At 63.0% G+C, this 21,305-nt stretch carries 19 protein-coding genes; 12 read left to right on the forward strand and 7 right to left on the reverse strand.

The annotated features are described in order from the left end of the window. Nucleotides 1-29: 29 nt before the first annotated feature. Complete coding sequence (locus tag AC1D0N_RS02450; protein WP_477241030.1) at nt 30-416, forward strand: hypothetical protein; 387 nt, start codon at nt 30-32, stop codon at nt 414-416. Between the two features lie 15 nt (nt 417-431). On the opposite strand, the gene AC1D0N_RS02455 is transcribed toward AC1D0N_RS02450, so the two are convergent. After that, a complete protein-coding gene (locus AC1D0N_RS02455; protein ID WP_477241032.1) occupies nt 432-1,205 on the reverse strand; it encodes a gamma-glutamyl-gamma-aminobutyrate hydrolase family protein in 774 nt (257 codons plus the stop codon). Between the two features lie 292 nt (nt 1,206-1,497). Here AC1D0N_RS02455 and AC1D0N_RS02460 point away from each other — a divergent pair, with 292 nt between their 5' ends. Further along, a complete protein-coding gene (locus tag AC1D0N_RS02460) occupies nt 1,498-2,607 on the forward strand; it encodes a TRAP transporter substrate-binding protein (protein WP_477241034.1) in 1,110 nt (369 codons plus the stop codon). A 165-nt stretch (nt 2,608-2,772) separates the two neighbouring features. On the opposite strand, the gene AC1D0N_RS02465 is transcribed toward AC1D0N_RS02460, so the two are convergent. From AC1D0N_RS02465 to AC1D0N_RS02485, 5 genes are all read right to left on the reverse strand, one after another. After that, entirely contained in the window at nt 2,773-3,141 is a 369-nt protein-coding gene (locus tag AC1D0N_RS02465; RefSeq protein WP_477241036.1) for a VOC family protein, read from the reverse strand. Between the two features lie 253 nt (nt 3,142-3,394). Then, nucleotides 3,395-4,423, reverse strand: coding sequence for a zinc-dependent alcohol dehydrogenase family protein (locus AC1D0N_RS02470; RefSeq protein ID WP_477241038.1), 1,029 nt, complete (start codon nt 4,421-4,423; stop codon nt 3,395-3,397). A gap of 19 nt (nt 4,424-4,442) precedes the next feature. Continuing rightward, complete coding sequence (locus AC1D0N_RS02475; RefSeq protein WP_477241040.1) at nt 4,443-6,233, reverse strand: TRAP transporter large permease; 1,791 nt, start codon at nt 6,231-6,233, stop codon at nt 4,443-4,445. Next, nucleotides 6,230-6,835 (reverse strand): TRAP transporter small permease subunit, encoded by a 606-nt coding sequence (locus AC1D0N_RS02480; protein ID WP_477241042.1) that lies wholly within the window; start codon nt 6,833-6,835, stop codon nt 6,230-6,232. The genes AC1D0N_RS02475 and AC1D0N_RS02480 overlap by 4 nt, the downstream gene beginning before the upstream one ends. Before the next feature lie 177 nt (nt 6,836-7,012). Further along, complete coding sequence (locus tag AC1D0N_RS02485; RefSeq protein WP_477241044.1) at nt 7,013-7,918, reverse strand: branched-chain amino acid ABC transporter permease; 906 nt, start codon at nt 7,916-7,918, stop codon at nt 7,013-7,015. Between the two features lie 149 nt (nt 7,919-8,067). Here AC1D0N_RS02485 and AC1D0N_RS02490 point away from each other — a divergent pair, with 149 nt between their 5' ends. The 10 genes from AC1D0N_RS02490 to AC1D0N_RS02535 all read left to right on the forward strand — a co-directional run bounded on the left by AC1D0N_RS02490 (nt 8,068) and on the right by AC1D0N_RS02535 (nt 20,312). Next, complete coding sequence (locus tag AC1D0N_RS02490) at nt 8,068-8,676, forward strand: CGNR zinc finger domain-containing protein (protein ID WP_477241046.1); 609 nt, start codon at nt 8,068-8,070, stop codon at nt 8,674-8,676. Next, the gene (locus AC1D0N_RS02495) at nt 8,669-9,199 is read left to right on the forward strand and encodes a hypothetical protein (protein WP_477241048.1); all 531 of its coding nucleotides are present in this window, start codon (nt 8,669-8,671) and stop codon (nt 9,197-9,199) included. The genes AC1D0N_RS02490 and AC1D0N_RS02495 overlap by 8 nt, the downstream gene beginning before the upstream one ends. Nucleotides 9,200-9,502: 303 nt before the next feature. Continuing rightward, on the forward strand, nt 9,503-12,982 hold the full coding sequence (locus tag AC1D0N_RS02500) for an indolepyruvate ferredoxin oxidoreductase family protein (protein ID WP_477241050.1): 3,480 nt from the start codon (nt 9,503-9,505) through the stop codon (nt 12,980-12,982). A 147-nt stretch (nt 12,983-13,129) separates the two neighbouring features. Next, complete coding sequence (locus AC1D0N_RS02505) at nt 13,130-15,454, forward strand: putative bifunctional diguanylate cyclase/phosphodiesterase (protein WP_477241052.1); 2,325 nt, start codon at nt 13,130-13,132, stop codon at nt 15,452-15,454. A gap of 248 nt (nt 15,455-15,702) precedes the next feature. Continuing rightward, on the forward strand, nt 15,703-16,464 hold the full coding sequence (locus AC1D0N_RS02510; protein ID WP_477241054.1) for an N-acyl amino acid synthase FeeM domain-containing protein: 762 nt from the start codon (nt 15,703-15,705) through the stop codon (nt 16,462-16,464). Nucleotides 16,465-16,574: 110 nt separating this feature from the next. Further along, the gene (locus AC1D0N_RS02515; protein ID WP_080680904.1) at nt 16,575-16,724 is read left to right on the forward strand and encodes a DUF3096 domain-containing protein; all 150 of its coding nucleotides are present in this window, start codon (nt 16,575-16,577) and stop codon (nt 16,722-16,724) included. A gap of 169 nt (nt 16,725-16,893) precedes the next feature. After that, nucleotides 16,894-17,118, forward strand: a complete 225-nt coding sequence (locus tag AC1D0N_RS02520; RefSeq protein WP_477241056.1) for an aa3-type cytochrome c oxidase subunit IV — start codon at nt 16,894-16,896, stop codon at nt 17,116-17,118. A gap of 84 nt (nt 17,119-17,202) precedes the next feature. Beyond that, nucleotides 17,203-18,474 carry a Re/Si-specific NAD(P)(+) transhydrogenase subunit alpha gene (locus AC1D0N_RS02525; RefSeq protein WP_477241058.1) on the forward strand — a complete coding sequence of 424 codons (1,272 nt, stop codon included), beginning with the start codon at nt 17,203-17,205 and terminating at the stop codon, nt 18,472-18,474. Further along, on the forward strand, nt 18,474-18,899 hold the full coding sequence (locus tag AC1D0N_RS02530; RefSeq protein WP_477241060.1) for an NAD(P) transhydrogenase subunit alpha part 2: 426 nt from the start codon (nt 18,474-18,476) through the stop codon (nt 18,897-18,899). Before AC1D0N_RS02525 ends, AC1D0N_RS02530 begins: the two co-directional genes overlap by 1 nt. Nucleotides 18,900-18,905: 6 nt before the next feature. Next, complete coding sequence (locus tag AC1D0N_RS02535) at nt 18,906-20,312, forward strand: NAD(P)(+) transhydrogenase (Re/Si-specific) subunit beta (protein ID WP_477241062.1); 1,407 nt, start codon at nt 18,906-18,908, stop codon at nt 20,310-20,312. Nucleotides 20,313-20,393: 81 nt separating this feature from the next. Here AC1D0N_RS02535 and AC1D0N_RS02540 read toward each other — a convergent pair whose 3' ends face one another. Beyond that, a complete protein-coding gene (locus AC1D0N_RS02540; RefSeq protein ID WP_477241064.1) occupies nt 20,394-21,299 on the reverse strand; it encodes a hypothetical protein in 906 nt (301 codons plus the stop codon). Nucleotides 21,300-21,305: the final 6 nt, after the last annotated feature.

The raw sequence follows: 21,305 nt of genomic DNA on the forward strand, positions 1-21,305 counted from the left end.
ATCCTGCGCCGGGGGGCGTGGAGTGAAAGATGAGGATTCCGGCATTGATTGCGGCCGCGGCCTTGTTCGCCGGCGTTCAGCTGTTTCATGGCGGCAGCAGTGAAAGTGCCGCCAATGAAGCAAGGCCGATCAGCAACTACAGGCTGGTCGCCAATGGCGACGAAGCGGCTTGCGCCATCTCGCGTGGCGCCGAAGTTTCGGGCGGCTTGTCCTTGTTGACGGTCGCCTCGAATTGCCGCCGTCTGCTGCCGGGCATCGAGCATGCGAAATTCTGGCGCGAACAGAATGACGGCACGGTTGCCTTCAGCGTCAATGGCGTCGATCCGATCGTCACCTTCGGCGTCGCCGACGGCGATGGCTATGAATCCTACGCGCCGGCTTTGCCGCTGCTGTCGCTGGCTGCCACGGACAATTGATTTCGGAAGGCCGACCTATTCGGCGGCTGCGCGCGCGCCGGATTTCGCCGCCGCGTGCAAGCGGACCGCGTCGCCGAAGGCACGGAATATCTTTGCCGAGACGCTGTCCGACTTGACCCAGTATTCGGGGTGCCACTGGACGCCGACGGCGAAGGCGCGGGCGTCCCTCACAGAGACCGCTTCGATCGTGCCGTCCGTCGCCACCGCCTCGACCTGCAGCTTCGGGCCGAGCCGGTCGATCGCCTGGCGGTGCAACGAATTGACCTTGATGTCAGTAGTGCCGAAGACGCCGGCGAGGCAGCTTCCGGGCTTGATCGAAATAGTCTGGTGAATGGCGAAGCGTTCGTCCTGATTGTCGCTCACCGGCGCGCGGTGGTCGTGCGAGCCCTCGCGCTCCTGAATCTCGGTGCCCAGCGTGCCGCCCAGCGCAACGTTCAGTTCCTGGATGCCGCGGCAGATGGCGAGCAGCGGCACCCCGCGCTCGATCGCCCTGCGGATCAGCGGCAGCGTTGTGGCATCGCGGGCGGGATCGTAGGGACCGTTGGCATCGCTGGCATCACCGCCATAGAGCGAGGGATGCACATTGGATTTCGAACCGGTGACCATGACGCCGTCGACCGACGACAGCAGTTCATCGAAATCGAGTCGGTCGCCGAAGGATGGCACCAAGAGCGGGAACACGCCGGCGCCTGACAGCGCTGCCTCAAGATATTGCTGCGGCGCGGCATGCCATGTGTAATTGTCGAACTGGCGGACGTCGGTCGATATGGCGACGAGCGGCTGATGCATTTTAGATCCGGGTTCCATTTGGTGCGAACAACACTTCTGCCTGCAAAATAGGCGATCTGAAGGCGCTTTTCCATGACAAGTTTCACGCTGTCGCATGGGCCACGGAGCGGGCGTTAGACTATAGTTGCAGTCCCCGCGTGTGCGCTGCGATTATTCCCGAAACGTTGCCGTCAAATCCGGCCGCCGTGCTGGACTCGACCTCTTGCCCGTGTATTGTTTCGCCCCAGGCCGAGCCGGGCTTTCGAGGATTTGCCCGAATGCCGGTCTGTTTGATCCAAACGGGAGGAACTTCATGGATCGTCGTTCATTCATACGCAAGGCCGGCACAGCCGGCGTGGGGGCAGCGGCGGCGGCCGCGACGCTCGCCGCGCCAGCCATCGCTCAATCCAATCCCAAAGTGACGTGGCGCCTTGCGTCGTCGTTCCCGAAATCGCTCGACACGATCTATGGCGGCGCCGAGGTCTTCTCCAAGATGCTGTCGGATGCGACCGACGGCAACTTCCAGGTCCAGGTCTTTGCCGCGGGCGAGCTCGTGCCCGGCCTGCAGGCCGCGGACGCGACCACGGCCGGCACCGTCGAGGCCTGCCACACGGTGGCATATTATTACTGGGGCAAGGACCCGACATGGGCGCTGGGCGCGGCGGTGCCGTTCTCGCTCAACGCGCGCGGCATGAATGCCTGGCACTATCACGGCGGTGGCATCGACCTGTTCAACGAGTTTCTCGCCACGCAGGGGCTCTTCGGCCTGCCCGGTGGCAACACCGGCGTGCAGATGGGCGGCTGGTTCCGCAAGGAGATCAACACGGTCGCCGACCTCTCCGGTCTCAAGATGCGCATCGGCGGCTTTGCCGGCAAAGTTGTCTCGAAGCTCGGCGTCGTGCCGCAGCAGATCGCCGGTGGCGACATCTATCCGGCGCTGGAAAAAGGCACCATCGATGCCGCCGAATGGGTTGGCCCCTATGACGACGAGAAGCTCGGCTTCTACAAGGTCGCGCCCTATTACTACTATCCCGGCTGGTGGGAAGGTGGCCCGACCGTGCATCTGATGTTCAACAAGGCGAAATACGAAGAGCTCTCGCCGGCCTACAAGTCCTTGGTGCGCACCGCCGCCCAGGCGGCCGACGCCAACATGCTGCAGAAATACGACTTCCTCAATCCGGCGGCGGTGAAGCGGCTGGTGGCCGGCGGCGCGAAATTGCGCCCGTTCACCCAGGAGATCATGGCTGCCTGCTTCGAAAAGGCCAACGAGGTCTATGCCGAAATGGAAGCCACGAATGCACCCTTCAAGAAGATCTGGGACTCGATCAAGGGCTTCCGCAAGGAGCACTATCTGTGGGCGCAGGTGGCCGAATACAATTACGACACCTTCATGATGGTCCAGCAGCGCAACGGCAAGCTGTAGGTTTTGGGCTTTGCTGAAAACGACCCCGGGCTTGTCGGCCCGGGGTCTTTTTTTGTCAGGCTTAATGCATGTCGCCCAAAAGTGCGCAGCGGTTTTGGGACAACGACATGCATCAAAACAAAGATTTAAAGCGCGTTGCCTGTATCCGCTTCAAGGCGACGCGCTTTAGGAAGCGCTGACCTCAATGAGGAGGCCGCCCGGCGCATGACAATAAAAGGTCGTCGACTTGATGCCGCCGCGCGTCAGCTCCTGGACCTCGCGAGGCTGCAGGCCGGCATCGGCAAGTTCGGCATGCTTGGTGTGCACGCCATCTGCTTTGCCGACGAAGAAGCCGACATGAAACCCGTCGGGATAGGATGCTGCCTCTCCCTTGCTGGGTTTCATCAGGTTAAGGGCAAAGCCGTCGGTCCCCTGTAGAACCGCGAAGGCATCCTTGCCGCGCATGGCGACAAGTTCGAAGCCGAAATGGCTGGTAAAGAAGCCGGCAAGGGCGGCGACTTCTGATGTAACGAGATTTGCGTGGTTCAGTCTCATGGTCGTTCCTGTTCCGGTTTGAGATGCGGACAGGCGTGGCTGCAGACCGTGGAACCGGCGGGCCGTGACATCAGGAAATCCGGACATGACCCAACCGGCTCGCGGGCTTCGCCTCGCTTGCCGGCCGCGGGTTCTCCCGCAAATCATGCGGCGAACAGGCCTCCGTTCGAAAACGGAAGAAACCGGACTACCGAACCGGTCATGTCTTTTTCGGCGCGGGTTGAATAGCCGATCGTCGAACCGCCGGCAAGCGTCAGCTTAGGCTCGGCACCACCAGCACCTTGACTTCGCCGGGCGCAGCCGGATTGGCGATCACCGCGACCGCCTCCTCCAGCGTCACATGCCTTGAGATCAGCCTGTCGATCTCGATTGCGCCCGAGGCGATGAGATCGGCCGCCCGGCGATGCGTGAAGGGATTTACGAAAGAACCCTGAACCTTCAATTCCCGGAACAACAGATCGAAGGGCTCGAACTCTGCCTTCATGCCTTGTGGCATCACGCCGACGATGACGACCGTGCCGCCGGCCCTGGCCAGCCGCATCGACTGCTCGACGGTTTCCCTGACGCCAGCGCATTCGAACACGACATCGACACCGCCCGGCACCAGTCCGGATGGTCCGGCGATCGCGTCGATCACGTCGCAAGCATTAGGGTCCACCGTCGCTGTCGCGCCCAATTCCTCGGCAAGCGCGCGCCGCGAGGCCTGTCGCGTCGACAGGATGATTGTCGTCGCCCCCGCCAGCCTGGCCAGTTGCACGGTCAGCAAGCCGATCACGCCGCCGCCAAGCACGACGACCGAGGCGCCGGGCCTGATCTCAGCCAGGTCCACGCCATGCAGGCAGCAGCCAAGCGGCTCGCAAAACGCGCCATGTGTTGGATTGAGATCGCCCGGCAGAATAAAGGCCTGCGTCTGCGGCATGACGACATATTCGGCAAAGCCGCCATCGCGATGGATGCCGATGGCGCGCAGATTCTTGCACAGATTGACCCGCCCAGCATGACAATGCGCGCATCGCCCGCAGGCGATGTTGGGATTGCCGGTCACCCGGTCGCCAATGGCAAAGCCGGATACGGAACGGCCCACCACTTCCACGATGCCGGAGAATTCATGTCCCAGCGTCACCGGGGGCGTGCAGGGGAATTCGCCATGGAGAAGATGCCGGTCCGTGCCACAGACACCGCAGGCCTCGATCCGTACCAGAAGATCGTCGGGCCCGGCAGAGGGTTTGTCGACCTCGCGCAGCGCGATGCTGCCAATCGCCTCCAGACGCACTGCTTTCATGACTGTTTATCCATCCGCATCAGTTGAAGTTCGGCGGCTGCGAGAGGTCCGTCGCCGGCGCAGCCGGCTTGGCGGGCGGTGTCTCGCCGAAGTTCGGTGGTTGCGACAGGTCGTTGGTCGGAGCTGCCGGTGCAGCGCCGCCATTGGCCGGGGCGCCGCCATCCGCCGGCGGCGTGCCGAGCGGCGACAGACCTGGCATGTCCGGCAGCTGAATTTCGATCGTGCCGGGATCGACCGCCGCGCCCTTGTAGCGCATCACCATCTGCGGGAAGGCGATGGTCAGTCCGATCATGATGACCTGGATGCAGACGAAGGGCACCGCCCCCCAATAGATCTGGCCGGTGGTGACCGGCGCGATCTGCTTGCCGGTGAGGCGGTCGAGATAAGGCACGCGGGCAGCGACCGAGCGCAGGTAGAACAGCGCGAAGCCGAAGGGTGGGTGCATGAAGGAGGTCTGCATGTTGACGCCCAGCAGCACGCCGAACCAGATCAGGTCGATGCCGAGCTTGTCGGCAGCCGGCGCCAAGAGCGGCACGATGATGAAGGCAAGCTCGAAGAAGTCGAGGAAGAAGGCGAGGAAGAAGACCAGGATGTTGACCCCGATCAGGAAGCCGACTTCACCGCCCGGCAGCGAGATCAACAGGTGCTCGACCCAGATGTGGCCGTTAACGCCGTAGAAGGTGAGCGAGAACACCCGCGCGCCGATCAGGATGAACAGCACGAAGGACGACAGCCGCGTCGTCGAGGTCAATGCCTGTTTGATCACATCCAGCGACAGCCGCCCCTTTACCGCGGCCATGATCAGCGCCCCGACGGAGCCCATGGCGCCGCCTTCGGTCGGCGTGGCGATGCCGAGGAAGATGGTGCCAAGCACCAGGAAGATCAGCGCCAGCGGCGGGATCAGCACGATGATCACCTGCTGCGCCAGCCTGGACATCATGTTGATGTTCAGGCGCTTGTCGGCGATGGCCACGATGTAGATGAAGATCACGCCGACGCTGGCGCCGAGGATGTCGGCATTGTCGCCATGCGCCGGCACCAGATAGCGATACGCCGCATAAGAAATCACCACCGCCGCCAGCAGCGCCGCCAGCAGCGAAAGCACACCGTGACCCAGCGTGCGGGCTTCCAGCGGCAAGGCCGGCATCGACTTTGGCCGGACGATCGACATGATCAGGATGTACAGCGCATAGAGGCCGGTCAGCACCAGGCCGGGGATCAACGCGCCCGCATACATGTCGCCGACCGAGCGGCCGAGCTGGTCGGCAAGCACGATCAGCACCAGCGATGGCGGGATGATCTGGGCGAGCGTGCCCGACGCCGCGATGACACCGGCAGCGACACTGCGGTCATAACCGTAGCGCAGCATGATCGGCAATGAGATCAGTCCCATGGCGATGACGGAAGCCGCCACGACGCCGGTGGTCGCGGCCAGCAGCGCGCCGACGAAGATCACGGCATAGGCGAGGCCGCCGCGGATCGGTCCGAACAGCTGGCCGATCGTGTCGAGCAGGTCCTCGGCCATGCCGGAGCGTTCGAGCACGATGCCCATGAAGGTGAAGAACGGAATGGCCAGCAGCGTGTCGTTCGACATCACCCGGCTGCCGTAGAAATTATCCGGCAGCGCATGCAGCAGCGGCCAGGCGAGGTTGATCGATCCGCCCGAGTAGGGCGACAGGAGTACGCCGATGAAGAAGAACATCAGGCCGTTGGCGGCCAGCGAAAAGGCGACGGGGTAGCCGATCAGCAGGAAGATGATCAGCGAGGCGAACATGATCGGCGCCATGTTCTGGGCGATGAACTCCATCATGAGCGCACCTGCCCGGCGAGTGCCTTGGCTTCTTCGGCGAGCGCCTTGGCCTCAAGTTCGGCCTGCTCATGCGCGGATATGAACGGGTTTGGATCGTCCATGTCGCCACGCATGATGGCGATCTTCTTGATGATCTCGGAAATGCCCTGCAGCGCCAGCAGGAAGAAGCCGACCAAAAGGATGGCCTTGGCCGGCCAGATGATCAGCCCGCCGGAATTGTTCGACATCTCGCCGCTACGGAACGACAGCGACACATAGGGAACGAAATAGATCACCATCAGCGTCACGAACGGCATCAGGAAGAAGAGGTGGCCGAGAAGGTCGATCCAGTGCTGCACCCGACGCGAGAACATGCCGTAGACGATGTCGATGCGGATATGGTCGTTCTGCTTCAGCGTGTAGGCGGCGGCCAGCATGAAGGCGGCGCCGAACAGATACCACTGCAGCTCCAGCCAGGCGTTCGACGAGATGTCAAAAACTTTGCGGATGATTGCGTTGGCGGCGCTGACCAGAATTGCCAGCAGGATCAGCCACGACACCCATTTGCCGATGAACTCGTTCATACGGTCGATCGTTCTGGATAGAGCGAGAAGCCCTGCCATGCATTCCTCCCTTATGTCAGAGGCGTGCCGATCCCCCCGCTTTTCCGCCACGCTGCTGTGGCCCAACGGTATGCCGTGCGTGGTTCGGCGGGTCAACATGGAGAGAGCGGGTAAACGCTGTTGTCAGGCCAAACCTGCTGCCTGGCCGCGCGGCATGCAACCAAAGTCTGATACGGTTCAGACGATCTTCTGCTGGTCGCGGCCGGCGCCGATCAGCAACAGCATGGCGACGAGGAACAGATACATCCAGGCATCGCGCCATTCGAGCGGGAAATAGCCGGCCCACAGCGATTCGCCCATGCCGAAGCAAGCGGCGCCAAGGGCGGCCCGCGGCGGCGAGAGGTAGCCGCCGACCGCGGTCACGAACAGAATCTTCAGCCCGTACACCAGACCGGTGCCGAAGCTGATATTGCCGTAATAGAGACCGGCCAGCATGCCGGCCAGTGCCGCGCAGAAACTGCCCGCGAGCACCGCGCCGCGGAACACCGCGCGCACGTCGACCCCGCACATGGCGGCTGCTTTGGGATCGTCGGATACGGCGCGCCAGCGCCGGCCGAAGCTCGACCGGGCGAATGCCCAGGCGGCGAACGCAATGATTGCCAGCACGAATGCGCAGTCGAGCACCTGGATGAGCGTCAGTGTCGCCGTGAATGTGGGACTTTGCGCGAAAATGATGGGTTGGGCCAGCATTGGCGGCAGCCACAGATCATGCGTGTCGGCGGCGATGCGGCTTGCTTCCGACAGCACCAGCAAGATGCCGAGCGTCGTCACCACGATGGCGTTGGGCGTACGGTCGGCCAGCGGTTCGAAGACGCTGCGCGACAGGACATGGCTGATCAGCGCCGCATACAGCAACGCCGAGACGACGCCGAGCGCGACCGATGCGAACAGCGTCAGCCACAGGGTCTGGTAGCCAAAAGCCGCGGTCAGGATCATCGTCTGCCCGCAAAAGGCGAACACCGCGCCATAGGCGAGGTTGGTGCGGTGCAGGATGCCGTTGGTCAGCACATAGCCGAAGGCGAGCAGCGCATAGAGCGCGCCCGAATGCAGCCCGTTCAGAACCTGCTGGAAGAAATAGAGCATGCACAGTCCTCAGAGCATGTCGCCCAAAAGTGCGAGGCGGTTTTGGGACGACGACATGCTCGACAAAAGGTCGCCACAAAGGCACCCAGCCAAGGTTTGCATTGTAGAATCTAACTTGTCAAACGCGATTTATCGGTTAGATTTGTGCCATGACGGTATCCTGGACCCCGCACCGCTTCACCGGCGGCATTCTTGCGCTCGACACGGCGAACACCGTCGTGCTGCGTGACGACCCCCAGAAAACCTTCGACCGTTTCGACAACCCGGCGGAAATCGCTCGTTTTGCCGATGCCGCAAGCGGCTTTCGTGCCGCCGAGCTTGGCGGCAGGCGGCTGGAAGCGCCGTTGCCGGACAAGATCGCACCGGTCGTGCTGTCGATTCGCGAGACGACCGACCGGCTGTTTCGCGGCGCGGTGGCCAAAGGCGTTGTTGCCACCGGCGATCTGCCCGGCTTCCTGGAGGCCTGCGCCGACGGTCTTGCGCGCAGCCGCACCGAAATCGGCGCGCCTGGGCGGCCGTTCGGCGATCCGGCGACGCCGATCGCCTTCGAGGCGGCACTTGCCGTCTCGGCGTTGTCGCTGCTGCGCGACGACACCGTGGCAAGGCTCAGGATCTGTCCCAACTGCAGCTGGCTGTTCGTCGACCGAAGCCGCAATTCCAGCCGGCTTTGGTGCGACATGGCGGTGTGCGGCAACCGTCAGAAGGCAAGTCGACATTATCGCCGCCGGACGGCGGCCAGGGAGGTCTCCGATGCCTAGAAAATATTCGCGTTCGATGGTTCTGGCTGCCGCCTTGTTTGCGGCCGCCGCCCTTGGCGCCTGCCGCGACTCCGGCGAGGATCAGTTGTTTGCCATCTCCGGCAAGCTGTTCGAATTCAACTACCGCCTGGGCATCGCCACCTATGTCATCACCCTCAATCCGCTGCGGCCGATGGGCGAGGGGCAGGTCGCGGTGGTCAGCTTCCAGAACCCGGCCGGTGGCGATCCGATTATCGTCAACCAGAAGATATGGCCGAAACTCGCGCACATAACGCTCACCAGCCCGCCGCTCACCTGCGTGGTCAAGGACAAGCCCTATGCGGTGTCGATCCGCATCGAGGATGCCAGCGGCACCTTGCTGCAGAGCTTCGAGACGACGCTGACATCCTCGCTCGATCAGTCGATCCTGCCCGATCGGCCGCTTGTAGTGGGGCCGGTCTACGAACTCAACAAGGACATGGTCGGCCACGCCGACGGCAAGCTGCCGGGCGAGCCCAAGCCGGATTGTTCGAAGGCCGCCTGACGCGGCCTCTATCTCTTTGTTTTTGCGCAATTCCCTGGGGAAAGCGCTCCGCGCTTTCCCCAGGAAAACCGTTCACACTTTTCCTGGAATTGCTCTGGCCTGCCGCGGCCGGAACTTCCTGCACCGCGAAGCCTGTTGTCGCGTAATTTTCATACGCCGGCCGATGCGCACCGGATCGTTCGTTGCGCATTGCCTGGTATCTTCGATTTTATTTGACCTCCCCGGCAAGGGGAGAAACACTGTGGCGTCCGACTCCGACGTTGGTTGCACGCCTTGGCGTGGCCTCCGCAGAGGAAATGCCTGATGACGCTGCATGATGTCGCGCTCGACGACAAGTTCGATCTTGGCAAGGAGCGCATCTTCCTGTCCGGCGCGCAGGCGGTCATCCGCATGCTTTTGATGCAGCGCGAGCGCGATCGCCGCGCTGGCCTGAACACCGCCGGCTTCGTCTCCGGCTATCGCGGCTCGCCGCTTGGCGGCCTCGACATGCAGCTGTGGAAGGCCAAGAAGCAGCTGGCCCAGTCGGAGATCGTCTTTCAGCCCGGCCTCAACGAAGAGCTCGCCGCGACGGCGTGCTGGGGTTCGCAGCAGACCGAATTGCTGGGCGAAGGCACCCATGACGGCGTGTTTTCCGTCTGGTACGGCAAGGGCCCGGGCGTCGACCGCTCCGGCGACGTGTTCCGCCATGCCAACCTTGCCGGCTCGTCAAAACATGGCGGCGTCCTTGCCCTGATGGGCGACGACCACATGGCTGAATCCTCGACCAATGCGCATGCCACCGAATTCCTGTTCGTCGACACCATGGTGCCGATCCTCAACCCGGCCGGGGTCCAAGAGATCATCGACTACGGGCTCTACGGCTTTGCCATGTCGCGCTTTGCCGGCACCTGGGCGGCGATCAAATGCGTCAAGGACAATGTCGAATCGACGGCTTCCGTCGATGCCTCGCTCGAACGGCTGAACATTGTCGTGCCCGACTTCGACATGCCGCCCGGCGGCCTCAACATCCGCCATGAGATCGACATGCTCGGCCAGGAGGAGCGGCTGCATGAGTACAAGCGCGCCGCGGCTTCCGCCTTTATCCACGCCAATGGCCTGAACCGGATCGTCTATTCGGGCGGCCGCAGCCCCAAGCTCGGCATCATCACGCTGGGCAAGAGCTATCTCGATGTTCGCCAGGCGCTGGAAGACATCGGCGTCGACGAAGCGGCGGCCAACCGCATCGGCATCCGGCTGTTCAAGGTAGGCTGTCCGTGGCCGCTCGACCTGCAGCATATCACTGACTTTGCCCGCGGCCTCGACACCATCGTCGTCGTCGAGGAAAAGCGCTCGCTGATCGAAGTGCAGTTGCGCGAAAGCCTTTATGGCACCGCCACCCAGCCGGCCATCGTCGGCAAGAAGGACGAGCGCGGCGACTGGCTGTTCCCGGCCAAGGGCGCGCTCGACCCCAACGACATCGCCATCGCGCTCGGCGAACGGATCCTGAGGACGATTGGCCCGTCGGAAGAGATCGCCGCGCGGGTGGCAAAACTGCGCCAGTTCCAGGCAATGCTTGCCGACACAGCCGACATCGCCACGCGCACGCCCTTCTTCTGCTCCGGCTGCCCGCACAATTCGTCGACCAAGGTGCCGGACGGCTCGCTTGCCGCCGCCGGCATTGGCTGCCACTTCATGGCGCTGTGGATGGACCGCAACACTGTCGGCTTCACCGCCATGGGCGGCGAGGGCGCACAATGGGTCGGCCAGGCGCCGTTCTCCAAGCGAGAGCACATCTTCCAGAATCTCGGTGACGGCACCTACAATCACTCCGGCGCGCTGGCGATCCGCTTCGCGCTTTCGACCGATGCCAACATCACCTACAAGATCCTTTACAACGACGCCGTCGCCATGACCGGCGGCCAGCCGCATGATGGTGGCCTGACCGTCGACATGATCGCCAGACAGGTGCGCGCCGAAGGTGTCGATCGCATCGCCATCGTCACCGACGAGCCGGATAAATATGCCGGGAAGGCCGAATTCCCCACCGGCGCCAGCATCCATCACCGCGACGACCTCGACCTCGTCCAGCGCCAGTTGCGTGACGTCAAAGGCATATCGGTGCTGCTCTACGACCAGACTTGCGCTGCCGAAAAGCGCCGCCGCCGCAAGCGCGGCACCTTCCCCGATCCCGACAAGCGCGTCTTCATCAACGAACTCGTCTGCGAAGGCTGCGGCGATTGCGGCGTGCAGTCCAACTGCGTCTCAATCCAGCCGGTCGAGACCGAATTCGGCCGCAAGCGCAAGATCGATCAGTCGAGCTGCAACAAGGATTTTTCCTGCGTCAACGGCTTCTGCCCGTCCTTCGTCACTGTCCATGGCGCCAAGATCAGGAAGGCCGAGGGCATCGCCGGCAGCACCGATCCGCTCGACGGCGTACCGGTTCCCGCCGAATTCCCGCTCGGCGAGCAAGGCTGGGCGGCGATCATCGACGGCGTCGGCGGCACCGGCGTCGTCACCATCGGTGCTGTGCTCGGCATGGCGGCCCATCTCGAAGACAAGGGCTGCGGCATGATCGACATGGCCGGCCTCGCCCAGAAGGGCGGTTCGGTGTTCACCCATGTCCGCATCGCCCGCACGCCCGACGATATCCACGCCATCCGCGTATCGGCGGGCAAGGCCGATCTGGTGCTGGGCTGCGACCTCGTCGTGTCGGGCGCCAAGAAGGTGCTGGCCGCGGTGCGCGAAGGCCACACCATCTTTCTCGCCAACACCGCCGAGATCATGCCCGGCGATTTCACCCGTTCAGCCGATTTCTCGCTGCCGGTCGAGCGGCTGAAAAAAGCGATCCGCACTGCCGCCGGCGACGACAAGGCGCATTTCTTCGACGCCACCCGCACCGCCACCGCGCTGTTCGGCAATTCGCTCGGCGCCAACATGTTCATGCTCGGCTTCGCCTTCCAGCATGGCGGGCTGCCGCTGTCGGCAGAGGCGGTCGAAAAGGCGATCGAGCTCAACGGCGAAGCGGTGGCGATGAATGTCGCTGCGTTCCGCTGGGGCCGCCGCGCTGCCCACCAGCCGGATTTCGTGCGCGGCCTCATCGCCCAGCCGGGCCAGACCCCGCAGACTGCCGCCCTTGCCGAGACTCTGGACGACATCATTGCCCGCCGCGTCGCCTTCCTGACCGCCTATCAGAACGCCGCCTATGGCAAGCGCTATGCCGACAGATTGGCCGCGCTGCGCCAGGCCGAAGCCAGGGCCGTGCCTGGCTCGTCCGCGGTCACCGAGGCGGCGGCAAGAAACCTGTTCAAGCTGATGGCGATCAAGGACGAATACGAGGTGGCGCGGCTTTACACGGATGGCTCCTTCGCCGCTGAGCTTGGAAAACAGTTCCAGAGCTACGAAAAACTCGAATTCCATCTCGCGCCGCCGATCATGGGCAGGCGCGGCAATGACGGCAAACCGCGGAAATCGAGCGTTGGCCCGTGGATGATGCAGGGATTTCGCCTGCTGGCCGCGATCAAGGGCCTGCGCGGCACCGCTTTCGACCTGTTCGGCTACAGCGCCGAGCGGCGCATGGAGCGGCAGCTTCTGGCCCAGTATGAGGCCGATCTGGAGCTTGTTGGCGCGGCACTGGCGCCGGGCAAGATTGAGGCCGCGGTCGCGCTCGCCTCGGTGCCGGCGCTCATTCGCGGCTATGGCCATGTCAGGCAAGCCAGTGCCGAAAAGGCGGCGGGCGAGCGCGCCAGGCTTCTCAACCGGCTGAGCCAGGCCTTGCCGGAGCCGGCACTTCACGCAGCGGAGTGACCGCGCCAACGCACCAACGGATTGCCGGAAGCCTGATTTTCCGGTCTGTCTTGCCTTTCGCGCCCTGGTCAACCGAGCCCAAGCCGCTGTTCTAAGCCTTTCTTAAGGCGAGTGTGGCATGACAAGGCGCAGCTTTGGGCCGACGGTATGGGCAAAACAAAGACCGAAAACATCCCAGCGGATGTTTATATCCAGTTTGTGCGGTCGTTGTTCGACAACGCGCACATGCTGGTGATTGGCGGCGCGTGCTATTGGATCCTCGGATTCATGATCTACCTGCGCACGCACAATCCACTGTTTATTGGCTTTTCTTTCGTTCTGCTGTCCGTCAGCCTTTTCCGTTACTTCGGCATTCGCAGCTTCCGCAAGGCGGGCGGCACCATAGCCACGGTCGAAGAGGCACAGCAGTGGGAGCGCAACTATATCCTCAAGGGCTCCTTGCAGGGCCTAGGGTTGGGCTCGCTGTGCTTCATATCGATCTATGTCTATCCCGATCCGTTTGCCGAACTGGCCGCGATGTCGCTGACTTTGGCGACCCTGGTTACGGTTGTCGGCCGAAACTACGGATCGCCGCGCATGGTGCGGATTTTCTCCGTGACCTTCATTGGTCCGGCAGCACTTGCACTCTTGCTGCGCATGGATGCTCCCTCGGTCGTCCTCGGCTTGATGATCATCCCGATGACGTTCATCACCATCAACAGCGCTGACCACGTCCGCAACGTGCTTTTCTCTGCGGTCATCGGCCACCAGCAGGCCAGGAAGCTCGCGCACCGGTTCGATCGCGCGCTCAACACCATGTCGCATGGCCTGGTCATGCTTGGCCCCGACGGCAAGGTCATTGTCGCCAACGCCGAAGCCGCGCATCTGATGGCGCTCAAATCGCCCGACGCGCTGCTTGGGCGGTCGATTCACAGCCTGCTGATGCGCGGTGTTGCCGGCGGCATGCTGGCGCCGAAGGATTGCCGTTACGTCGAGGCGCAGCTGACGCGCGCGCTGCGCGAGGGCCGCGACCGCAAGGTTCTGGTCTCCTTTTCCACGGGCCAGCATTACGAGTTTTCGGCCCGCGAAGGCAGCCAGGATCTGGGCGTTATCACGTTTGAGGATGTCACCGCTCGCGTCGAGTCTGAAGAGAAAATCCGCTTCATGGCGCGCTACGACAACCTCACCGGCCTGCCCAACCGCGCCTATTTCCACGAACTGGTCGGCGAGGCGATGGCGTCCGGCGGCCGCGATCGTCTGTGTGGGCTCGCCGTGCTCGATCTTGACGATTTCAAGAGCGTCAACGACACGCTTGGCCATCCTGTCGGCGACGGGCTGATCTACGCCGTCGCCGAGCGGCTGGCCGCCATCGCCGGGCCGAGCATCACCGTCAGCCGTTTCGGCGGCGACGAATTCATGATCTTCTTCGATCGCGTCGAGGACGAAAGCCATCTGACCGGCCTGCTCGACCAGATTTTCGGCGAATTGCAGGGCGAAGTCGATGTCGCCGGCCATGGGCTGCGCATCCAGGCCAGCGCCGGCACGGTGCTGTCCAAGGTCGAGGACACCGATGTCGACGCGATGATCGTCAAGGCCGACCTGGCGCTCTACAAGGCCAAGGAACTCGGCAAGAACAACTGGCGGCTGTTCGAGGCGTCGATGGATGCGGCTTTCCGCAGCCGTCAGCTGATGAAGGCCGACCTGCGCAACGCCGTCGAAGCCAAGGCGCTGCGTGTCGTCTATCAGCCGATCGTGGCAATGAACACGATGCGCATCGCCAGTTGCGAGGCGCTGTGCCGTTGGGACCATCCCGATCTCGGGCCGATCTCGCCCAGCATCTTCATTCCGCTGGCCGAGGAAATGGGCATCATTTCCGAGATCAGCACCTTCGTCCTGCAGGCCGCATGCACCGAATGCGCCAAATGGCCCGACCAGACCAGCGTCTCGGTCAACCTCTCCGCCAGGGATTTCCGCAGTCGCGACGTCATCCAGAAGGTCCGTGATGCGCTGGTCAGCTCCGGGCTCGCTGCCGGCCGCCTGGAGATCGAAGTCACCGAGACCGCGCTGCTCGACGACAAGTCACTGACGCGCCAATACATCGAGGAATTGAAACAGCTTGGCGTGCGCATTGCGCTCGACGATTTCGGCACCGGATATTCGAGCCTGAGCTATCTCCACAAGCTGCCGCTCGACAAGATCAAGATCGACCGCTCGTTCCTGATGGACGTAACCCAGAACCAGCGCTCGCTGGACCTGTTGAAGGGCATCGTCGATCTCACCCGGGTGCTGGGCCTGACTGTCACCGTCGAAGGGGTCGAGACCTTCGAGCAGCTCAAGATTCTGGTGCATTCGGTGAAGCCGGACCTTGTCCAGGGCTTCCTCTTCGGTGCTGCGCTCAGTGCGTCGGGCATCGAGACAATGTCGACCGTCACCTGGCCATTCGCCGCGGACCTGCGTCTCCCCGCCAAACGGGGCAGCCAGCTGGTGTCGTGATCTCGAAGTTCACCTGAAACAAATTTCCAGTATCTTTCGAGATTTAAATTCGCTCCGACCTTGATATCGAACTCATGCGAATTTCAGAATCGGGATGTTGCCCCACCTGATTTTGCCTTTGCACACTGAAAGGACCTTCCGCGGCTGTTAAGGTTAACGAAAGGTAAATCAACAGTATCTAACTTTCAGCTTGTGTCCCATTTCAACTCGAATAGCCTATCAGCAGGCGGAATTTTCGAGGACAGATAATGGATATTGCAACGCAGGATGCTTCTGCTGGGATTCGCACGAGCGGCGGATCGGTGCTGAACCGCTCGATGATGCAACTGCTGGAGCATGTCGAGTACCGTCTCATTACCGGGGGCGAGGATCTGGAGGCAATCTATCGTCTTCGCTATCAATCCTACTTTCGCTCGGGCATGTCCGGCCCGATCGCCAGCGGGATGTTCGAGGACCGCTGGGACAATCTGCCCAATTCCTACCGGTTCGGCGTCTATTTCGATGGCCATTTGGTCAGCACGCTGCGCATCCACTACATCTCTCGCGAGCACCCGTATTCGCCCTCCGTCGATGCCTATCCGGAAATATTGGCCGAGCGGCTTGCCAGCGGCGAGACCTTCATCGACGGAACCCGGTTCGCAACCGACCCCGACAGCGCACCGGCACCCGGCGTGCTGCCGTTCCTGACACTCAGGCTTGGCATGGTCGCATCCAGCTACTTTGGCCAGACCGCGGTGCTTACGCCGGTCAAGATCGAGCATTCCGCTTTTTATGCCCGCATCTTCAATGCCAAGCAGAGGACCGAGGCCAAGGTATTCCCGGGCGTTCTTGCCCCAATCGCCTTGTTCGAAATCCCCTGCGGCGAAAACCTGCGCCTGACACTCGAACGCTTCCCGTTTTTCAGGTCGACGCCGTTGGAGCAGAGGATGATGTTTGCCAATCCGGCCATCAACCGTCTGCAGCCCCTGTCCATCCTGCCAACAGCGAAATATTACCGCGACGCCGCCTGAGGCGCCGATCTCTGCGAAATGCCTGGAGCTTTCGGGCCGGATCCGCGTTCTGATGGCGGCGGCGCGTTGACGCTCCGCGTCTTCGACGGATTTGTCAAAAGGAACCTGACATGCACATTTCCCAGCTCGCGCTCACCCCGCTGATTTCGCTCATCGCCGGCGTGCTCATCCTGGTGATGCCGCGGCTGCTCAACTACATCGTCGCGCTTTACCTCATCGTCGTCGGCTTGCTCGGGTTGTTTCCGCACCTCGCCGGCTGAGGCGCCGCGCGCCAGGTCCGTCTCCCCACGGCTCGCGGCGCGCCTGCCTCATTGGCGGCTTTCAACTTTCATTTGAGGCTGTTGTCTCCGGCGATGCGGCAATAGCGCCATTGCCCTCGGCGCGGCTTTTCGCTATGTGCCTCAAAGATGTCTTCGAAGGGGAATTCCTATGGCTGATCACACGCCGACCGGTCCTGTCGAACTGGGCGCGAAGATGGACTACGCCGAGCACGACCGCACCTATGCGGGCTTCATCGCGCTCGCCAAATACGGCTCGTTGTTTTGCGGCGCCCTGCTCTTGGCGATGGCTTTCGGCTTCTTTGCGGGCGGCTTCTTCTCGGCGACCATCCTGTTCGCCGTGATCCTGGCCGTCGGCGGCTTTATTCTCCGATAGACTTTTCAGACCCTTTGCCGGGGAGGTCGCCGGACATCCGGACGAAATCTTGCGCAAACAGGTTCCAGCCGAAAGGATCATGCGGTGGGACAGACGGTTTTCATCCCTCGTGAGCTCGACGCCAACGAGCCGCGTGTTGCGGCATCGCCCGATACGGTGAAGCGGCTGGCGGCTCTGGGTCTCGACGTGGTTGTCGAAACCGGAGCCGGCACCAGGTCACGTATTCCCGACGAGGAGTTCGCCAAGGCGGGCGCTTCGATCGGCAAGGCCGGCGATGCCGCCAGGGCCGATGTGGTGCTGAAAGTGCGCCGGCCAGGCGAAGCGGAACTCAAGGCCTACAAACCGGGCACCACGGTCATCGCCATCATGGATCCCTACGGCAATGATGCGGCTGTGGCAGCACTTGCCAAGGCCGGCGTCACCGCCTTCTCGATGGAATTCATGCCGCGCATCACCCGCGCCCAGTCGATGGACGTCTTGTCGTCGCAGGCCAATCTCGCCGGCTACCAGGCGGTGATCGACGGCGCTTCCGAATATGACCGGGCACTGCCGATGATGATGACCGCAGCCGGCACGGTGCCGGCAGCAAAGGTCTTCATCATGGGTGTCGGTGTCGCCGGCCTGCAGGCCATCGCCACGGCAAGGCGGCTAGGTGCTGTCGTCACTGCCACCGATGTGCGCCCCGCCGCCAAGGAACAGGTCGCCTCGCTCGGCGCAAAGTTCCTCGCCGTCGAGGACGAGGAGTTCAAGGCGGCCGAGACGGCGGGTGGCTATGCCAAGGAGATGTCGAAAGAATATCAGGCCAAGCAGGCTGCGCTGACCGCCGAGCACATCGCCAAGCAGGACATCGTCATCACCACGGCGCTGATCCCCGGCCGGCCGGCGCCAAAACTGGTTTCGTCGGCCATGGTCGCCTCGATGAAGCCGGGTTCGGTGCTGGTCGACCTTGCGGTCGAGCGCGGCGGCAATGTTGAGGGCGCCGTGCCGGGTCAGGTTGTCACCACCGCCAATAACGTCAAGATCGTTGGGCATCTCAACGTACCCGGCCGCGTCGCCGCTTCCGCCTCGCTGCTTTATGCCCGCAACCTTTTCGCCTTCGTCGAAACGCTGGTCGACAAGACCACCAAGACGCTCGCCATCAACCGCGACGACGATCTGGTCAAGGCGACCATGCTGACCGACGGCGGCAAGGTCGTGCATCCGGCTTTTGCCAAAGCGGCGGAACAGCCCCATGTCGAGCCGGCCGCAATCCCGGCCAAGACGATGGTTGCCGACGCAGCCGCGCCGAAGAAAGCCGCTTCAAAGAAAGCTGCAGCACCCAAGTCGCCTTCGTCCAAGTCCAAGGGGATTGCGTGATGGACCAGACCTTGCAGAAAGCCCTCGACCAGCTCGATCAGGCCTCCGCCGCCGTCCGGCTTGCGGTGCAGAACCTGGCCACCGCCCCAGGTGGCGCTGATGCCGCGGGCGATGCCGCGCACGCTTTGTCCGGCGGCGCCATCGATCCTTTTGTCTTCCGCTTCGCCATCTTCATCCTGGCGATCTTCGTCGGCTACTATGTCGTCTGGTCAGTGACCCCGGCGCTGCACACGCCGCTGATGGCCGTCACCAACGCCATTTCCTCGGTCATCGTCGTCGGCGCGCTGCTTGCGGTCGGCATCGCCGCCTCCGGTATTGCCGCCGGCTTCGGCTTCGTCGCGCTGATGCTGGTCTCGGTCAACATCTTCGGCGGCTTCCTCGTCACCCAGCGCATGCTGGCCATGTACAAGAAGAAGGACAAGTAGAGCGCCATGAACGCCAACTTCGCGTCCTTCCTCTATCTCGTCTCCGGCGTCCTGTTCATCATGGCGCTGCGCGGCCTGTCGCATCCGACCACCAGCCGCCAGGGCAATCTCTACGGCATGATCGGCATGGGCATCGCCATTGCCACCACGCTGGCACTGGCGGCCCCGTCTGTCCCGTCGGCCGGCCGCTACTGGCTGATCGTCCTCGGCCTCGCCATCGGCGGCTCCATCGGTGCGGTCACCGCGCGGCGTATCGCCATGACCTCGATGCCGCAGCTGGTCGCCGCCTTCCACTCGCTGGTCGGCCTTGCCGCCGTCATGGTGGCGGCTGCCGCCATCTATGCCCCTGAAAGTTTCGGCATCGGCACCGTTGCCGATATCCACGCCCAGGCGTTGATCGAGATGAGCCTTGGCGTTGCCATCGGCGCCATCACCTTCACCGGCTCGGTCATCGCTTTCCTCAAGCTCGACGGCCGCATGTCGGGCAAGCCGATCATGATCGGCGGTCGCCACTTCATCAACGCCGCGCTCGGCATCGCGTTGATCGTGCTGATCATCCTGCTGGTTACCACCGAGTCCAAGCTGGTGTTCTGGCTGATCGTCGCGGCCTCGCTTCTCCTTGGCGTCCTCTTGATCATCCCGATCGGCGGCGCCGACATGCCGGTGGTCGTCTCGATGCTCAACTCCTACTCGGGCTGGGCCGCGGCAGCACTTGGCTTCACGCTCGGCAATCTGGCGCTGATCATCACCGGCGCACTGGTCGGTTCGTCCGGTGCGATCCTGTCCTACATCATGTGCAAGGGCATGAACCGAAGCTTCATCTCCGTCATCCTCGGCGGCTTCGGCGGCGAGACGGCGGCCGCTGCCGATGACGGCATCGAGCGCACGGTCAAGCAGGGCTCGGCCGACGATGCAGCCTACCTGATGATGAACGCGCAGAAGGTCATCATCGTGCCCGGCTACGGCATGGCGGTCGCCCAGGCGCAGCATGCGCTGCGCGAAATGGCCGACAAGCTCAAGGCCAATGGCGTCGACGTCAAATACGCCATTCATCCGGTTGCTGGCCGCATGCCCGGCCACATGAACGTGCTGCTGGCCGAAGCCAACGTGCCCTATGACGAAGTGTTCGAGCTCGAGGACATCAACTCCGAATTCGCGCAGGCCGACGTCGCTTACGTCATTGGCGCCAACGACGTCACCAACCCGTCCGCGCGTGACGACAAGTCGTCGCCGATCTACGGCATGCCGATCCTCGACGTCGACAAGGCGCGCACCTGCCTGTTCGTCAAGCGCTCGCTCGGCTCCGGCTATGCCGGCATCGACAACACGCTGTTCTACAAGGACGGCACTATGATGCTGCTCGGCGACGCCAAGAAGATGACCGAAGAAATCGTCAAGGCGATGGATCACTGAGCCGTTTTCCCGCCCAGCCAACCCTTCGAAACAGAAAAGCCCGGCTGAAGCCGGGCTTTTCGTTTCGGGATGAGAGCCCGCTCAGCGACTGGTCAGTAGGATTGCTTCCTCGTCGTCGCGCTGCCTGCCGCCAAGGGCGGCCGCGGCGCTGGCGATGAAAGCGCCGATGACCAGCGACAGTGCGCCAAGCAGCGCAAACGTCGCGCTGCCTTTCCTGGCGGTGTCGGCAACCTGTTTTGCCTTGACCTTGGCGTCCTCAACCTTGGCAACCAGCGCATCGACCCGTGCCTTGGCATCGGCTTCTGACAGACCGGTGCGGGCAGCCACCAGCTGCGACAGATAGGTCTTGTCGTCGGCCGAAATCTCGTCCGCCGCAGCGCTGGCGATCAGGATGCGCGAGGCCTGGGCCGCGGCATCGCCGTCCGGATTGGCGGTTGCTAGCTTGGTTGCATCGGCCGGACGGAATAGCGAATCCACGAGATAGGATGTCGCATTGTCGGCTCCGCCAGCATTCGCTGAGGCACCTGCTGAAGCACCGAGTGCGGCACCCGAGGCCCCCGTGGACACGGCTTGCACGCCGGTTCCGACCGCCGCCGACAGCGCCGAGCCAAGCACGCCGACGACGAGCAGTGTCGCCAGTGCCCAGGCCAGGAAGCCATGCGCGGTGTCACGGAAATAGACCTCATCCGTGTGGATGCCGACCCATTTGGTGCGCAGCCGGCCGGCGAGATACCCGCCGACTCCTGAGGAAAGCCACTGCACGATGACCAGCCAGATCGCGGTGGAAACCGCGAAGGTGGTGATCGAGGCGCCGGAGCCCGACCAGGGCGAAACCATGCTCAGACCAAGCCCAGAGCCGAGCAGCATCAGGATGAAGGTCAGCGTCGAGGCCGCGAAGGCGCCGGCGATGATCGGTCCCCAGCTGACGGCGGTTGAAGAGGATTCGGTAGAAGCGGAAACATCGACAGCCGATAGGGTGGACTGCATCGAGGC

It is taken from the genome of Mesorhizobium sp. P2_E10 (assembly GCF_056404235.1).

What these genes read in the sequence shown, in the direction of transcription:
- AC1D0N_RS02450 (WP_477241030.1), top strand. Translation starts at nt 30, where the DNA reads ATGAGGATTCCGGCATTGATTGCGGCCGCGGCCTTGTTCGCCGGCGTT.
- AC1D0N_RS02455 (WP_477241032.1), bottom strand. Translation starts at nt 1,205, where the DNA reads ATGCATCAGCCGCTCGTCGCCATATCGACCGACGTCCGCCAGTTCGAC.
- AC1D0N_RS02460 (WP_477241034.1), top strand. Translation starts at nt 1,498, where the DNA reads ATGGATCGTCGTTCATTCATACGCAAGGCCGGCACAGCCGGCGTGGGG.
- AC1D0N_RS02465 (WP_477241036.1), bottom strand. Translation starts at nt 3,141, where the DNA reads ATGAGACTGAACCACGCAAATCTCGTTACATCAGAAGTCGCCGCCCTT.
- AC1D0N_RS02470 (WP_477241038.1), bottom strand. Translation starts at nt 4,423, where the DNA reads ATGAAAGCAGTGCGTCTGGAGGCGATTGGCAGCATCGCGCTGCGCGAG.
- AC1D0N_RS02475 (WP_477241040.1), bottom strand. Translation starts at nt 6,233, where the DNA reads ATGATGGAGTTCATCGCCCAGAACATGGCGCCGATCATGTTCGCCTCG.
- AC1D0N_RS02480 (WP_477241042.1), bottom strand. Translation starts at nt 6,835, where the DNA reads ATGGCAGGGCTTCTCGCTCTATCCAGAACGATCGACCGTATGAACGAG.
- AC1D0N_RS02485 (WP_477241044.1), bottom strand. Translation starts at nt 7,918, where the DNA reads ATGCTCTATTTCTTCCAGCAGGTTCTGAACGGGCTGCATTCGGGCGCG.
- AC1D0N_RS02490 (WP_477241046.1), top strand. Translation starts at nt 8,068, where the DNA reads ATGACGGTATCCTGGACCCCGCACCGCTTCACCGGCGGCATTCTTGCG.
- AC1D0N_RS02495 (WP_477241048.1), top strand. Translation starts at nt 8,669, where the DNA reads ATGCCTAGAAAATATTCGCGTTCGATGGTTCTGGCTGCCGCCTTGTTT.
- AC1D0N_RS02500 (WP_477241050.1), top strand. Translation starts at nt 9,503, where the DNA reads ATGACGCTGCATGATGTCGCGCTCGACGACAAGTTCGATCTTGGCAAG.
- AC1D0N_RS02505 (WP_477241052.1), top strand. Translation starts at nt 13,130, where the DNA reads ATGGGCAAAACAAAGACCGAAAACATCCCAGCGGATGTTTATATCCAG.
- AC1D0N_RS02510 (WP_477241054.1), top strand. Translation starts at nt 15,703, where the DNA reads ATGGATATTGCAACGCAGGATGCTTCTGCTGGGATTCGCACGAGCGGC.
- AC1D0N_RS02515 (WP_080680904.1), top strand. Translation starts at nt 16,575, where the DNA reads ATGCACATTTCCCAGCTCGCGCTCACCCCGCTGATTTCGCTCATCGCC.
- AC1D0N_RS02520 (WP_477241056.1), top strand. Translation starts at nt 16,894, where the DNA reads ATGGCTGATCACACGCCGACCGGTCCTGTCGAACTGGGCGCGAAGATG.
- AC1D0N_RS02530 (WP_477241060.1), top strand. Translation starts at nt 18,474, where the DNA reads ATGGACCAGACCTTGCAGAAAGCCCTCGACCAGCTCGATCAGGCCTCC.
- AC1D0N_RS02535 (WP_477241062.1), top strand. Translation starts at nt 18,906, where the DNA reads ATGAACGCCAACTTCGCGTCCTTCCTCTATCTCGTCTCCGGCGTCCTG.
- AC1D0N_RS02540 (WP_477241064.1), bottom strand. Translation starts at nt 21,299, where the DNA reads ATGCAGTCCACCCTATCGGCTGTCGATGTTTCCGCTTCTACCGAATCC.